The following is a 15057-nucleotide window of genomic DNA, read 5'->3' as shown; positions in this document are numbered from 1 at the left end:
CCTCACTTACGTCTATTGTTGTTTAAAACACGCATCTGCGTAGCGACTGGTTACTTGCATTATGTGATGAAGTACCAAAGATTTAGGGCTGTTTTGCAGGGTGTTATTTCGCACTGCAAGATACTGCAATGGCATATATTGGCTTAGTAACGGCAGTGGTATCGGTTGTTTTTGTAAATTACAAAATAGCTTATCAACGGCAGCTTGATTGCCTTGTTGTCCCCAGTAATAACGGATTCGATCACTAAAACTAAAGCGACGATAAAGCTGCTGCACTGATTTATCAACTTGATAAAAACGCTGCCAATTTTTCGGAAACTGCTGCATATCGGCATCAATAACAGTGCGTATATGTGAACATTGCTCGGTGTCTATTAGCGCATCTTCAATATGGCTTAATGCAAATAATGCCTCACGCAAAGCAAAGGTAAGCTCTGGGCCCACTTTTAAAATCGCAAAATGATCATTTACTAATTGTTGATACGCAATGGGCGTTTGATAATCAGTTGAATGTGCTTCAAAGGCAATGCCATCAACGGCCTTTATATATTGCTTTAGCCGTTGCGCTTTAGCGCTATCATAATCAAATACTTGCGTGTTATCGAATTCCACACCTGGCTGTACAACCAAGCCAACTACTCGCTGCCATGCCGATGATAACCCCTGCTGTAAAAATGCATCGTGATGCAATGCCAATGTACTAGCAACATGGTCAGTTTCTGTGACTGCAAGCGTATCTATTTGCTCATCGGCACCACCGGGCGGCGGCACCTCAGTACCAATAACATAGACTAAGTCACTGCGGCCAAAGGTATCTAATGCTGTTTGTTCAGCCACTGCACACAACTGCGCCGCACGTGTTGCAACTGTTTCATCAGCTAAAATTAATTCATCATCGGCGCAGCGCATACTGGTGTCTAAGTGAATTTTTTTGAATCCTGCACCAACATAACTGGCGATCAACTGCTCAGCTTTTTGCATCGCCGATTCAGCGCTTTCATCACACCAACACACAGGGCCTAAATGGTCACCGCCAAGGATCAGCTTATCAATTGCAAACTCTTGCTTTGTCGCAAGCTGCTCAATAAATGCCATAAAATCAGCAGGTAACATACCCGTATAACCACCAAACTGATTGACCTGATTAGCGGTTGCTTCGATTAATAAATAACTATTATCTTGTTTGGCTTGCAATATGGCAGCTTCTAGCACCAATGGATGAGCGGAACAAACGGCATAAATACCCTGTTTTTCGCCGCGTTTATTCGCTGCGATTAATTGCTGTAATATCGTCATTGCAAGCCTCTTCGTTAGATAATCTTTGTTTAGTTATGAAAGTTAAAGATCGAGAATATGTAACCGCACACCTGCATCTTCGAGCGCGGTTTTTATCTCTGCTGGAATTCCACTGTCTGTAACCAGTACGTTTATTTCACTGGCGGCAATAATTTTATGCACGCCTTTACGATTAAATTTACTAGAATCTGTTACTACTATGATCTCTCGCGATACTTCACACATCACCCGATTTAGCAGAGCTTCAAGCTCAAAGTGCGTTGTAATACCAATATCTTTTTCAAAGCCATCAACACCCAAAATTAACTTATCAAAGTGATATTGTTGTAAGTGCTGTTCAGCTTGGCGGCCATAAAATGACAGTGATTTTTTACGTAGCGTGCCACCAGTCATTAACACTTCAACCGATGGCGCATTAAGTAGTGAGTGCGCCACATTTAAGCCATTGGTCATCACAACTACGCCGTGGTGGCTGGTTAGATTTTTAGCGACTTCTTCAGTTGTTGTCCCTGAGTCTAAAATAATCGATTCACCATCCTTAATTAGACTCGCTGCAAATTTACCTAAGCGCTCTTTAATACCGCGATTTGCATCGTGTTTTTCTTTTAATGATAATTCTTGAGTTAAGCGATTACTGGCAACTGCACCACCACGGGACCGTACCAACAATCCTTTTTCATCCAACTCATTTAAGTCGTTACGGATAGTTACCGTTGAAACACCAAACAACTGAGCTAACTCAGGAACCTGCACCCGCTCTTGTTTGTAGACCAATTGCACAATCTCATGACGCCTTTCGATAGTGTTAAGCATGCCCGCTCTCTTTCATTGTTAACTTTCATTCATTGTACGCAGCTTTCGTTTACTTTCAATTCAATTTTTTTACATTTATCTTTAAACATTAAAAAGTGCAATTAAACCATTGTAAATAAAGACTTTAAAATAAAAAATAAAAAACAACACCACTAAAACGAAAGTAAATGAAAGATTTTTATCTTGCATTGACATTTCATTGTGTGTACAAATAAAAGCCTGCGAAAACAAATTTACAAATAATAAACAATAAGGGCAATGTTATGGGCGATCTCAACCGTAGACGATTTTTACAATCAATGGCCGCAATTGCAGCAACCAGCGCGGCTTTGGGTTGTACCTCTACCACCAATTCCAAATCAATATTAAGAACCGCACAACAAGGACGTTCAACCCTTGGCTTAACAGTGCCAAAAATGGACGTAGTAAGGGTTGGCTTTATTGGCGTGGGTGAACGTGGTGTTGGTGCTGTTAAGCATTTTTGTCATCTCGATGGCGTTGAAATTAAAGCAATTTGCGATACCCATCAGGCCGTTGTAGACAGGGCCGTGAAGATTGTCGTTGATAAAGGTTTTAAAAAACCAGATACCTATGGCAAAAACGATCACGATTACCGTCGCATGCTAGAACGCCAAGACATTGATATTGTTATTATTTCAACGCCATGGCAGTGGCATACGCCGATGGCTGTCGATACCATGGAAAGCGGCAAGCATGCTTTTGTTGAAGTACCAGCAGCTGTGACTGTAGAAGAGGCATGGCAACTAGTAAACACCTCTGAGCGAACTCAAAAAAACTGCATGATGTTGGAAAATGTTTGCTACGGACGCGACGAATTAATGGTTCTTAATATGGTTCGCCAAGGCGTTTTTGGTGAATTGTTGCATGGTGAAGCAGCATATATCCATGAGCTACGCTGGCAAATGAAAGAAATTGACCATAAAACAGGTTCTTGGCGTACACCATGGCATGCAGCGGTTAATGGTAATTTATACCCAACTCATGGCTTAGGCCCTGTTTCACAATACATGAATATCAATCGTGGCGATCGTTTTGACTATATAAGCTCGATGAGCTCGCCATCATTAGGCCGTGCAGCCTACGCTAAAAAAGAATTCCCCGCAGATCATAGCCGCAACAAACTTAACTATATTGCGGGTGATATGAATACCAGCATTATTAAAACGGTTAAAGGTCGCAGCATTATGGTGCAACACGATACCACCACCCCACGTCCTTATTCTCGTCATAACTTAATTCAAGGCACTAACGGTGTTTTTGCTGGCTTTCCAAATAGGATCGCACTTGAGCAAGGTGGCAGTAAAAGCTATCACGAGTGGGATTACGACATGGCTGATTGGTATAACAAATACGATCATCCGCTCTGGCAAAAAATGGGCGCTGAGGCTGAACGCAACGGCGGCCATGGTGGCATGGACTTCTTGATGTTTTGGCGGATTATTTTTTGCCTACGCAATGGCGAACCACTTGATCAAGATGTGTATGACGCAGCAGCATGGTCAGCTGTTTTCCCGCTATCTGTTGATTCTGTAGCCGATAGAAGTAACAGCAAAGACTTCCCAGATTTCACCCGTGGTCTTTGGCAGCAAGCAAAACCACTTGGCATTATTTCGTAATTAACCTCACGCGTGTTGGAGAAAAATACACTCAACACGCGTGGCAATAACTCAATAAAAAAACAACCATCAACAAGTAAAATACAGGTAACTATTATGAAAGCACAACTAAAACTGTCCACACTGTTTTTGTCTATGAGCGCCATCTTCAGTGGCACCTCGCTGGCAGCTGATGAAGACAAAAAAAAAGAAAAAGAAGCCGAAGCAGAGCAAGTCGAAGTAATTGAAGTTAGAGGTGTTCGCTCGAGTATTAAAGAATCCCTGTATTTAAAACAACAAGCTGTGGGGGTTATGGATGCTATCGTTGCAGAAGATATCGGTAAGTTTCCCGACCAAAACATTGCCGAGGCATTGCAACGGATGACGGGGATTGCAATTACCCGTAACGGCGGCGAGGGCCAAAATGTTACCGTGCGAGGTTTAGGTGGTGACTACAACGTTACCACCGTTAATGGCCGACGTATGGCATCAGAGCATTCTAGCCGTAACTTTAATTTTGATTTAATCGCCCCCGAAATAGTCCAATCCCTCGAAGTATACAAATCCCCACAAAGTAAAACACAAGAAGGCGGCATTGGCTCAGTTATCAATATCAAAACCCGCAAACCTTTGGATTTAGATGGTTTCACTTTATCAGGCAGTGCCAAAGGCATTTATGAAGAACGTACTGGCGACACCAATCCACAAGCTTCGTTTTTAATTAGTGATACCTTTTTTGATAATACCTTTGGAGCGCTGTTTACAGCGGTATATTCTGAACGTACACAGCGTGAAGACTCTTATGAAGGTGAAGGTTTTTATGATCCAGACGAGAATGTTGATGTACGTATCCCAATCGATAGTAACGGTAACGGCAAGCTTGAAGATAATGAGCAATCATACCCATCGATTATTCCAGGCTACGTTCGTTATTCAAATTGGCAGGATACGCGTGAGCGACTGGGTGCAAGCTTAGCGCTGCAATGGCGCCCGTCAGATAGTATAGATGTTAACTTTGACAGCATGTACTCACAATACGAAACCAATGGTGAGCAATATCAAATTTCATTTGTAACCTATGATGAATCTTGGACACCGGGGATCCCCGCTATCGGTGAAGTAAAGTTCAATGAAGATGGTAACGCTAATTATGTAGAACTAGTTGATGGCGCAATGGCTGAGCTGTTAAATGTGTCTGTGCCACGTAATACAGATACTTGGCAATGGGGTTTTAATACGGTTTGGTATGCCACAGAGAGCTTAACGGTTGATTTAGATATTTCACAGTCACAAGCTAAAAATGTCAGCAATGGTAACAATCGTTTTATTGTTGCACGTGGTTTTGTTGATGGTATCACTATCGACCAAACCGGTAGTAATATGCTGCCAGATGTGACCATGACCCCAGCACTGAGTGCAGAACAACCTTTTGGTGCGCATTACAGCTACAATTCAGGCACCGATGTGAAAGACCAAATAGAAGAGGTGCGCTTAGCAGCAACCTATATTCCCTCTTTTGAACTAGTGAAAGATATTCAATTTGGCGTTCATTACGGCAAACAAACCAAAGAACGCAGTGTTTATAAATCAAAAAATGCATCAATGTTCAGTAATGGTGGCGCTTATTTTAAAAACTCAGAATACGACAGTTTTGACGACTCAAGTGTTGAAGAGCTAGGCGGCTTAAACTTATTTCGTTTACCAGCAGATGTACTCGTGCCAGCTAACTTTGATAACTTCTTAGATGGTGAGCCTGGTAAACATCCTGATCCATGGGCAAGCTTTAATTACGACAAACTGTATGCTTTTTATGAATCAATTAATCCACAAGCGGCGCAAGATAAAATTGTCGCAAAGAACAGCCCAAAGGATTCATTCGCCCTTACTGAGCAGACCTTAGCGGCTTTTGTTGAAGCAAATTTACAAGGCGATATTGCTAAACTGCCTTTTGCACTAAACATGGGCGTCCGTGTAATACAAACCGATGTCACATCAGATGGTTACATCTTTGATGTTGATAATGTTCGTTACAATATAACCGAAAAAGATGGCGCATTAAGCTATCGCGTTGAGGGTGAAATTGAAGATTATTACACCCGCTCCACCACTGAAGAAAGCTACACCGACGTACTACCGAGCTTAAACTTTAAATTGCATCTACGTGATGACTTACTCTATCGTTTTAGTGCGGCTAAAGTAATCACACGGCCAAACTTAGATTATCTATCGCCTTATAGCTACTTAGATTTTAATAATGCCGAATACCATGCCTCAAACCCGGGTATTAAGCCACTAAGAGCCAATCAAATAGATACGACGATTGAATGGTATTTCTCTGACTATGGTGCACTAACCTTTGCAGCCTACTATAAAGACATCGAATCAGTGATTGCCCGCGGCCGAGTAGGCACTGCGCAAGTGGGTAATTATTTTAAAGATGGAGTGGCTGTAGAAGGCCCAGTTTTTACAAAAATCTCACCTACATCGGAAAAAGGCGCAACAATTTTAGGCTTTGAAACAGCTTATCAGCAGTCTTTTGACGAAATACTTCCAGCACCATTCGATGGCCTGGGTGTACAAATAAACTATACTTTCACAGACAGCAGCTATGACGACGAAGAGCTAAATGATCTGCCATTTGTGGGGATGTCTGAGCACTCGTATAACGCGGTTATTTATTATGAAAAAGGTGATTATCAAACTCGTATTGCTTATAACTGGCGCGACGACTACTTAGTCTATCCTGATGCATGGGGCGGACCAGAGTGGGCGGCAGACTACGGCCAATACGATTTCAGTGCCAGTTACAATATCACTGAGAAAGTGCGAGTTGATTTAAGCGTAACCAACTTAACCAATGAAAGACAGTGGTCATACGTAAAAACAGAAGAACAAATTCGTCGCTTAGCGCGCTATGGTCGCTCGATTAGCCTTGGCTTTTCAGCATCATTTTAAGCTTATACCCAAACCACCTCAAGATGCAAAATTCACATCTTGAGGAGGCTTGGGTATACCCTCTTATATTAGCGCCGTTTGTCGGCGCTTTTTATGGAGCTCACTATGAGAGTTTTACTATTTATTGGTTCATTATTATGGACTTCATTTTCGCCATTTGCAGTGGCAAACCAAACCACGGATTACTTTATTCCCAGTTATGGCAATAGTGCTACTAGCCATAGTATCGCAGCAAATAAAAAACTGATTAGTGATGTGGGGATCACGCACTGGCAAGACTCTACAATACCAGTTAATCACTACTTTTACCTGCCAACAAAAGCGGCTTTTAATTTAAAGTTGCGCGTAAAAGTTGCAGGCGATCGCAGCCAGCTTAAAGTCGACTTTAATCAACAGAGTCAGTTAATTACGCTCACTAATCAGCAATTTCAAGATATCGATCTTGGCGAGTTTCTGCCAGATCAAATCGGATACCAACAATTGCAACTTACCGGTATCGCTAAAACAGCTGACACCTTTGCTGATATTCAAGGTCTTATTGTCACGCTAGATAAAGAGTCGGCGGCGCCTTTATATGTAAAAGATGATATTTATTGGGGTCGTCGCGGGCCTTCCGTGCATTTAAACTATCCCATACCTGACAAGACTAAAAACTATCAATGGTTCTATTCAGAGCTGAGCGTACCACAAGGGTATGATCATCAAGGCTCGTATTTTATGGCCAATGGTTTTGCTGAGGGTTACTTTGGTATGCAAGTAAACTCTGACACTGAACGCCGTGTATTATTTTCAGTATGGAGTCCTTTTCAGACCGATGATCCAGCTGCTATTCCTGTGGAAATGCGTATTCAGCAATTAGCTAAAGGGCATGATGTGTATACCGGTAAGTTTGGTAATGAAGGTTCTGGCGGGCAAAGCTATTTAGTATTCCCTTGGCAAGCAGAACAAACCTACCGCTTTTTATTGAAAGTAAATCCGACTGAAAACCTTGCTAATCATACCGACTACAGCGCATATTTTTATGACCCTATCGCCGCAAAGTGGCTGTTCATTGCTTCATTTAGACGCCCTAGTACAGATACATATGTGGCAAGGCCACACAGCTTCTTAGAAAACTTCATCCCTGATGCAGGGCAATTCGAGCGCAAAGCGCTATACAGTAATCAGTGGCTCAGAGATACTCAAGGCCAATGGCACTCGCTTGATAAAGCACAATTTACTTATGATGCAACGGCTGCCAAGCAATCGAGAATGGATTATCAAGGAGGCACTGAAAACGCAGGTTTTTACTTACGCAACACTGGCTTTTTTACAGGCCCAACTAAATTACACAGTGAATTTGAACGCCCAGTTGGTCAAGCGCCTGAGGTAGACTTAAGCGCTTTGCCAGATAACTAAGCCATTTTATAACAGCGCTCTGGCCGACCTATGCTGCCATAGCTTTGGTCGGCACTGACTTGCTCTGCCTCTAGTAAATACTCTAAGTAACGGCGTGCCGTAGAGCGACTTACTCCTACAAGATCGCCCATTTGCTGTGCTGTAAAGGGCGTTTTTTTGTGCTCTTTAAATGCATCAATAATCTTTTTTAAAGTAAGCTGATCAACCCCTTTAGGCAGTCTAACCGGTGCTTTACTTTGTTCGCTTGAGCCAAATAAAGTGTCGACCATAGATTGGGTCACCTCGTTAGCATCAGACAAACACTGCTGGCGTGACTCAAATCGCGCTAACGCCTGATCAAGTCGATTAAGCATCAAAGGTTTAACCAAAAAATCACAGGCCCCTAACTGCATCGCTTTTTCAAGAGTTTCGACTTCTTTGGCGGCAGTCAGTAGCATCACTTCACTTTTAATTGAGCGCCGACGCAAGTCGGTTAATAACTCAAGGCCATTGCCATCTGGTAGATGGATATCAAGTAAGATCAAATCGGGCTCTATCGCCTGTAATAGCGCGGTAGCAGTACTTAAGTTTGCTGCAATACCAACTACCTGATACTGACCTTGACGCAAGCTTTGTCGCGCAGTTTGGTTCCCCGCAACCCCATTCGGTAAAAGCAGGTATTGAGCAAGAAGTTGTGCAACTTCGAGCTCATCTTCGATGATAACTACTGAATATGTCATTTTTTATTACTCATTTTAGCGTTGCAATGTTAGCCCATTTACTTTTATTATTGTTTGCTTGGCCACTGCTTATTAGCCTAAATTACCTTAGGGTTATTTAGGAATATAGACGCTTAATCGCGCGCCTTTTAAATCTGACTCACCAATTTCTAAACTACCACCACACGAATCTAAATTAGTTTTCACTAAATATAAACCAATGCCATGCTCTGCCCCTGCTTTTGAACTGTATTGTGGGGTAAATATCACTTCATGGTCATTACCCAAGCCAAAACCACTGTCTTCGACATCAAACAATAATGTCTTACTCGTTTCATCAACCGTGACTCGTACATGAGGTTCTCGATCTTTACTGGCTCTGATCGCCGCATCAATGGCGTTATCAATTAAGTTGCCCAAGATTGATACTACTCGTTCTAACATTTCAGTACGTGCGATGGCACCAAGTAGACTTTCTGGGTTTAATTCCAATACTACGTTTAACTCGCGGGCTTTATGGTATTTACCCACCAGCAAACCGGCTAACACAGGATCTTGAATACGTTCTAATAAATGGTGGATCTGTGCTTGTGAACCTTGGCTTTCTTGGCCGATCAATTCGATTGCTTGCTCATTTTTACCCATTTGAATAAGCGCCCCAATTAGATTTAGCTTATTCGAATAGTCATGGGTTTGCACCCTTAGCAACTCGGCAAATGCTTGTACTTTAGTAAGTTGCTGGCTCAAGTATTCAAGCTCATCAGCTGGGCGCAGAGTGAGTAAAATACCATCAGCCTGCCCTTGCACTTGCAATGAAAAACGCGACAACACCAAACGTTTATCCGCAGCAAACAACTCAAAGCCAACCATTTTACGACGCTGATTGCGTAATAAAAACTCAGCATGCTCTGGCAGTAAATCTTTCAGAGTTAATGACTGATTAATACAGGCAACTGGTTTATCTAAAATTTCGCAGGCACGCTGAGTCAGTTTGCGTACTCGTCCGTCGGGATCAAGTGCAATAACACCGCTACGCATGGTATTTAAAATAGCGTCCTGCTCTGAAAACAACCTCGCTATTTCATCTGGTTGCAAACCAAAGATGGCATTTCTTACTCGCTGACCAATAAAGATAGCGGCAATAATACTCAAAGCAACTAACAACAAACCCCAAATCATAATTTCAACAATCCGCTCACGGATCAACGGCTCAACCGATTGCACTAAAAAACCGACCGAGACCAAACCAATAATATTTTGTTGCTCATCGTATACCGGCACTTTACCGCGAATGGATTCACCTAAGCTGCCCTGCGCCACTGAAATATAACGCTCGCCGTGTAACGCGTCTTGGCTATCACCGCCAACCATTTTTTTACCGAGTTTATTGCTATCTGGATGGACGATTCGATGCGCATTTTTATCACCAATAACAATAAAATCTGCGCCAGTTAGCTGGCGCAGATTTTCTATTTCTTGGTTGATTGCCACCAAGTTACTAGGGTTCTTTAAAGCTTTAACGACATCATCGCTTGATGCAATACTCGTCGCCACAGCGAGTGCTTTGTCACCAATGTGATCATGCAAACTTTGTGCGGTAATTCGATACACCAAACCGCCAAATAACACCGCTTGTAATACACACAGCCCTGTAACCCAAATTATTAACCGCGTTTCTAAACGCTTAGGCTTTTTAACTATGTTTTGCAGCGGATTTTGCGTCTTGGTGTAGCTCATTTTTTACCTCAATTATGCATGCTCTTGCTTCACTTTGAGCGCCGCTTTATCTGCCCGGCGTTGGGTTATAAAGTCTTTTAATGGAAATAACAACACTAATATTGAGATAACAAAAATGCTCAATGTTAGTGGGCGTTCCCATAAGAAGCTTAATGAACCATCCGAGATCATCATTGAACGACGGAAGTTACGCTCAATCATGTCGCCTAAAATAAAGCCTAGTAGTAATGGTGCCATTGGGAAAGCCAGTAATCGTAATACCAACGCCACCACAGCAAAGCCAACCATCATAAATAAATCAAAGGTATTAAAGGAAACTAAATACACACCAATTAAGCTGAAGAACAAAATCATTATCGTTAATACTGATTTTGGCATCGCTAATACTTTTGCAAAATATGGGATCAAAGGAAGATTCAAAATCAGCAATACGATGTTACCAAAGTACATGCTAACGATAACCGCCCAAAATACACTTGGGTTTTCTTGCATCAGCATTGGACCTGGCTGAATACCGTAAGCAATTAAGGCACCTAACATAATAGCGGTAGTACCCGAGCCTGGAATACCTAATGTCAATAATGGTACAAATGAACCGGTACATGCTGCATTATTTGCAGACTCTGGCGCTGCCAAGCCTCGTAATGAACCCTTACCAAACTTTTCTTTTAAGCCTTTAGGCGCTAAGTTACGTTCCGTCGCATACGCCATAAAGCTAGCGATAGTGGCACCTGCACCCGGCAATACGCCAACAATAAAACCAAGTATAGACGAGCGGCCAATAACTGGCGCAATGTCTTTGATCTCTTCTTTGGTCAATTTAGTTGAACCGATTTGCGGTGTGTCTGAATCATTAATACTTTTAGTTTCTTTTTTCTCTGGACGCACTACATTAATAAGCGCCTCAGCCAGTGCAAAAGTAGCCATTGCCACTAATAAAAAGCTAATGCCATCAAGTAAGTCAGCTTGGCCTAACGTAAAACGCTCAGTACCAGATGATGGATCAATCCCCACAGTCGCGAGCATTAAGCCAAATACTGTCATCATCATGGCTTTTAAAAATTGCCCTTTATTAGAAAACGCCGCGATCGCTGTTAAACCTAAAAACATCAGTACAACGTAATCTGGAGATTGAAAACTCAGCGATACTTTTGCCAACAAGGGGGCTGCAACCATCAATAAAATTGCGCCTATGGTTCCGCCGATAAAGGAGGAGTAAGCGGCTATCGCCAATGCTTTTCCAGCATGACCTTGTTTAGCCAGCGGATAGCCATCAAAGGAGGACGCAACTGTACCCGCCACCCCTGGGGCATTAATTAAAATAGATGATGTTGAACCGCCAAAAATTGCACCGTAATACACCCCCGCCATCAGAATCATCCCTGAATCGGCACCGATGCTATAAGTAATTGGGATCATTAACGCAATAGCAGTAATTGGCCCAAGCCCCGGAAGCATGCCGATAAAGGTACCAACAAAACAACCCACTATGACATACAATAAATTGTTCCAGTCGAGTACGGTCGACAAGCCCAGCATAATTCCATCAAACATAACTTAACTCCACAGGTTGCCAGGAACCAAATAAATACCGAGCACTTGGGTCATTAAAAACCAAAACACTACAGCAACAGGGATAGAGGCCAATAAGAGAATAGCCTTGCGGCGCTCACCCATAACAAAAAAGCCAACTAATAAAAACGCACTGGTTGAGATTAAAAAGCCAATAGGCTCAAGCGCTGCGCTATATATCACCATCAATATAAGCAACCCGATTGTTCGCAATACATGTGACTTTTCGAGCGCATTATCTTCATCAACGGCTGCAGTTGGTTTAAGTAAAGTAGCCCCGATAGAAAGCAGACAAACGATAATACCAAATGCCGCATATACTTTAGGTAAGGTGGCAGAAGTAACCGTTTCATACTCTTCAAATGGGAGTAACGGAATTTGCCATGCAACAATGGCGTAGAGGGTAAATAGCGCCAAGAATAAACTTGGCCCTAGTAGTTCGCGATTCAACATAAAAGCCTCGATTAACGTGACGTACGAATAAAGCCGAGTTCTTCCATAACAACTTTAAGCTGTGCTTCTTGCTGTTCAAGTGACTTTATAAATTGATCTTTTTCTTGGAATAGGTTTAACCAACCGTTACGTGCACGGACTACTTCCCACTCTGGAGTGGTTTGTAATTTACGTAACTTCTCGGTGTATTCTGCAAGTTTATCAGCCGGTAAATTAGGTGCCGCGAAGAAACCACGCCAATTAACAAACTCCATATCATAACCAAGTGATTTTAAGGTTGGAATTTGTGGATAATCTGGTAGTGCCTCACCAGAGGTCACAGCTAGAATGCGCGCTTGACCGCCATTAGCGACTTCTAACGCTTCGCTAAGTCCGGTAGAAAGTAAGTTAACCTCGCCAGATAACAACCCTGCTTTGGCTTTACCACCCGCGTCATAAGGGATATAACGCAAACGACGTCCGTCAAGGCCTGCCGCTTTAACTGCTTGCGCTGCAACTAAGTGATCCATGCTGCCACGTGCAGAGCCACCAGCTACTTTTACAGAGCCTGAATCTTCTTTCATTGCTGCGATCACATCCTGCCAGGTTTTAAATGGCGAATCGTTACGTACTACAAACGCACCGTAGTCGGCAATCATACTGGCAACGGGAGTTAAATCACGGTAGCTGTAAGGAATTTTACCGGTTAGTGCCCGCAACACGATAGGTGTTGAGTTAACCATTAAGATATCGCCTTTTTTAGTACCAGACTCAATCAGATAAGCGATTGCACGGCCACCGCCGCCGCCCGACATATTTTGAAAAGACGCATTATCTTCAATACCCGCTTTCACTAAACCTTCACCCACACCGCGTGCTGTGGTATCCCAGCCGCCACCAGGGCCGCCCGGTACTAAAAAGTGAATGTCAGCCATAGCAAACGGACTGCTTAGTACTAACGATGCCGCAAGTACCGTAGTTTTAAATGATTTAAATGATTTTTTAAGTAAGTTCATCTCAATTTACTCCTAAAATAAATACTGCATGCGCGCACTAAAGCCCATACCTGAGTCTTCATCACCCACTAACGCAGTTGCGCCTGGGCCCTCTACATCGCTGTAGACCAAGTTGCCCATAAATTTGATATCGCTGCTGATATAATAGGATGTGCCTAGGGTATAAGTAGTTACTTCAGTACCTTGCGTGCTACTTGTTGCATCCATTTGTGATACTCGGGCGACAAGCTCCCACGCATCTTTAATGCCTTTAGGTTGTACAAATAATGCTGAACCGGCTTTGTACCTGCGTTGCTCACCACCTAAGAAGTAGCTCGCTGATACATGAAAACCATCATAACGCTCGCCATCAAGCGGGTCGGCGCCATTAACAGCATCGAGTGTGCGGCTTGCGTATTCAGCCTCTAGCGTTAATGCATCAGCTTGATACGCAAACTCAAGACCACTTTGCGACAAACTATCCAATGCCACGGCATTACCACCCACCGCATAATCAACAAGACGTACATTGGCTTCACGTATTTCGCCACGGGCAAAGCGCGCACCTAACTCGTTACCACCCATATCACGGTATGAATGCCACGCACCTAAATGAATCACATCGCCTGGGGCTGCGCTTGACCAAGTAATACGTCCCGTTGCAGCGAGTGTTAGTTGATCATCTTCGTCATGACCCGTCGCACCAAAGGCATCATTTTTATAAACACCAACGGCATAACGAAAACCACTGTCTTTAAAGTATTGAGACGCTGACGCTCCCCAACGGAAGAACGGCGAAAAAGTATTGGCTAGCGTACTGCGCTCTATAGTATTGGTATGCTTAGAGCTCGTTAAGCCATTTAAAGTGATGTCTTCACGGATTTTACCCGCTTTAATTTTTAGACCATTATCGAAATTATAACGAACTCGCGCCATCACGATTTCTGCTGTACCTTCGGCAAACTCAAGCAGTAACTTGTGATCCCAGTTACCATGCTCACTTTCAACATAAGTACGAATACGACGCGCAAAAAAATCACCGCCCGCATCACCGTCATTATTCGCGTTATATGCACCATCAAAATAGTTGTAATCAAGTTGCACTCGACCACCAAATTCCAAATTAAAGCCGCTAGACTTCTTCAGCGCAGCGACTTCTTTTTGTAGTTCGTCTAGTTGCTGCTGTAATTTTTCAGTGTCATTGGCAGCGAATGCTGAGGTACTTGCTAGCGCTGCTGCAATGGCTAAAGCCAATTGTGTGTTACTTGCTTTCATTGGTTGTTCTCTCCACACCTGTTGATGATTTTGTTGTCGTTAGATGAGCGACTACACACTGCTATCTGTCTTCGAGCATAGTGTTAACGTCAGATTAACGAAATGTTTAGAATTTAAGCTGCATTGATCTGCTTAAAATGCATTTAGCGCATAAAAATCACGCACAATATGCACAAAACTACAGTTTAATAACTCGTTGATAGTAATTGATTATTTATTGAGGTTTAGCTAAAAGAGGCATCTTAAGGGGTGATAAATAATTCACCCCCT

General features: G+C 42.8%; 11 protein-coding genes. 3 read left to right on the top strand and 8 right to left on the bottom strand.

What is annotated here, in order from left to right; genetic code table 11:
• Positions 1–12 precede the first annotated feature (12 nt).
• Positions 13–1296, bottom strand: a complete 1284-nt coding sequence (locus H5180_RS05840) for a D-tagatose-bisphosphate aldolase, class II, non-catalytic subunit (RefSeq protein WP_149982228.1) — start codon at positions 1294–1296, stop codon at positions 13–15.
• A 42-nt stretch (positions 1297–1338) separates the two neighbouring features.
• On the bottom strand, positions 1339–2109 hold the full coding sequence (gene agaR / locus H5180_RS05835; RefSeq protein ID WP_145240083.1) for a transcriptional repressor AgaR: 771 nt from the start codon (positions 2107–2109) through the stop codon (positions 1339–1341).
• A 263-nt stretch (positions 2110–2372) separates the two neighbouring features.
• Here agaR and H5180_RS05830 point away from each other — a divergent pair, with 263 nt between their 5' ends.
• From H5180_RS05830 to H5180_RS05820, 3 genes are all read left to right on the top strand, one after another.
• A complete protein-coding gene (locus tag H5180_RS05830) occupies positions 2373–3746 on the top strand; it encodes a Gfo/Idh/MocA family protein (protein ID WP_182730721.1) in 1374 nt (457 codons plus the stop codon).
• 96 nt (positions 3747–3842) lie between these two features.
• On the top strand, positions 3843–6680 hold the full coding sequence (locus H5180_RS05825) for a TonB-dependent receptor (protein ID WP_145240087.1): 2838 nt from the start codon (positions 3843–3845) through the stop codon (positions 6678–6680).
• A 105-nt stretch (positions 6681–6785) separates the two neighbouring features.
• On the top strand, positions 6786–8078 hold the full coding sequence (locus H5180_RS05820) for a DUF3472 domain-containing protein (RefSeq protein ID WP_182757889.1): 1293 nt from the start codon (positions 6786–6788) through the stop codon (positions 8076–8078).
• On the opposite strand, the gene H5180_RS05815 is transcribed toward H5180_RS05820, so the two are convergent.
• The 6 genes from H5180_RS05815 to H5180_RS05790 all read right to left on the bottom strand — a co-directional run bounded on the left by H5180_RS05815 (position 8075) and on the right by H5180_RS05790 (position 14787).
• Complete coding sequence (locus tag H5180_RS05815) at positions 8075–8797, bottom strand: response regulator (protein ID WP_149982231.1); 723 nt, start codon at positions 8795–8797, stop codon at positions 8075–8077. The genes H5180_RS05820 and H5180_RS05815 overlap by 4 nt on opposite strands.
• Before the next feature lie 93 nt (positions 8798–8890).
• Positions 8891–10513 carry a sensor histidine kinase gene (locus H5180_RS05810; RefSeq protein ID WP_145240093.1) on the bottom strand — a complete coding sequence of 541 codons (1623 nt, stop codon included), beginning with the start codon at positions 10511–10513 and terminating at the stop codon, positions 8891–8893.
• Positions 10514–10525: 12 nt separating this feature from the next.
• Positions 10526–12067, bottom strand: coding sequence for a tripartite tricarboxylate transporter permease (locus H5180_RS05805; protein ID WP_182757888.1), 1542 nt, complete (start codon positions 12065–12067; stop codon positions 10526–10528).
• A gap of 3 nt (positions 12068–12070) precedes the next feature.
• The gene (locus H5180_RS05800; protein WP_145240097.1) at positions 12071–12538 is read right to left on the bottom strand and encodes a tripartite tricarboxylate transporter TctB family protein; all 468 of its coding nucleotides are present in this window, start codon (positions 12536–12538) and stop codon (positions 12071–12073) included.
• A gap of 11 nt (positions 12539–12549) precedes the next feature.
• Positions 12550–13533, bottom strand: a complete 984-nt coding sequence (locus H5180_RS05795) for a tripartite tricarboxylate transporter substrate binding protein (RefSeq protein ID WP_145240099.1) — start codon at positions 13531–13533, stop codon at positions 12550–12552.
• Between the two features lie 12 nt (positions 13534–13545).
• Positions 13546–14787 carry an OprO/OprP family phosphate-selective porin gene (locus H5180_RS05790; protein WP_182757887.1) on the bottom strand — a complete coding sequence of 414 codons (1242 nt, stop codon included), beginning with the start codon at positions 14785–14787 and terminating at the stop codon, positions 13546–13548.
• Between the last annotated feature and the right edge of the window lie 270 nt (positions 14788–15057).

This window comes from Pseudoalteromonas sp. SR41-4 (genome assembly GCF_014163985.1).
GTDB lineage: Bacteria > Pseudomonadota > Gammaproteobacteria > Enterobacterales > Alteromonadaceae > Pseudoalteromonas > Pseudoalteromonas rhizosphaerae.
The sequence above is the reverse complement of the archived record's forward strand: the minus strand, read 5'-3'. Positions and strand labels throughout refer to the sequence as shown.

Excerpts from the sequence above, each read along its gene's own strand:
- H5180_RS05810 (WP_145240093.1), bottom strand. The coding sequence starts at position 10,513 with ATGAGCTACACCAAGACGCAAAATCCGCTGCAAAACATAGTTAAAAAG.
- H5180_RS05840 (WP_149982228.1), bottom strand. The coding sequence starts at position 1,296 with ATGACGATATTACAGCAATTAATCGCAGCGAATAAACGCGGCGAAAAA.
- H5180_RS05815 (WP_149982231.1), bottom strand. The coding sequence starts at position 8,797 with ATGACATATTCAGTAGTTATCATCGAAGATGAGCTCGAAGTTGCACAA.
- H5180_RS05830 (WP_182730721.1), top strand. The coding sequence starts at position 2,373 with ATGGGCGATCTCAACCGTAGACGATTTTTACAATCAATGGCCGCAATT.
- H5180_RS05795 (WP_145240099.1), bottom strand. The coding sequence starts at position 13,533 with ATGAACTTACTTAAAAAATCATTTAAATCATTTAAAACTACGGTACTT.
- H5180_RS05790 (WP_182757887.1), bottom strand. The coding sequence starts at position 14,787 with ATGAAAGCAAGTAACACACAATTGGCTTTAGCCATTGCAGCAGCGCTA.
- H5180_RS05825 (WP_145240087.1), top strand. The coding sequence starts at position 3,843 with ATGAAAGCACAACTAAAACTGTCCACACTGTTTTTGTCTATGAGCGCC.
- agaR (WP_145240083.1), bottom strand. The coding sequence starts at position 2,109 with ATGCTTAACACTATCGAAAGGCGTCATGAGATTGTGCAATTGGTCTAC.
- H5180_RS05805 (WP_182757888.1), bottom strand. The coding sequence starts at position 12,067 with ATGTTTGATGGAATTATGCTGGGCTTGTCGACCGTACTCGACTGGAAC.
- H5180_RS05800 (WP_145240097.1), bottom strand. The coding sequence starts at position 12,538 with ATGTTGAATCGCGAACTACTAGGGCCAAGTTTATTCTTGGCGCTATTT.
- H5180_RS05820 (WP_182757889.1), top strand. The coding sequence starts at position 6,786 with ATGAGAGTTTTACTATTTATTGGTTCATTATTATGGACTTCATTTTCG.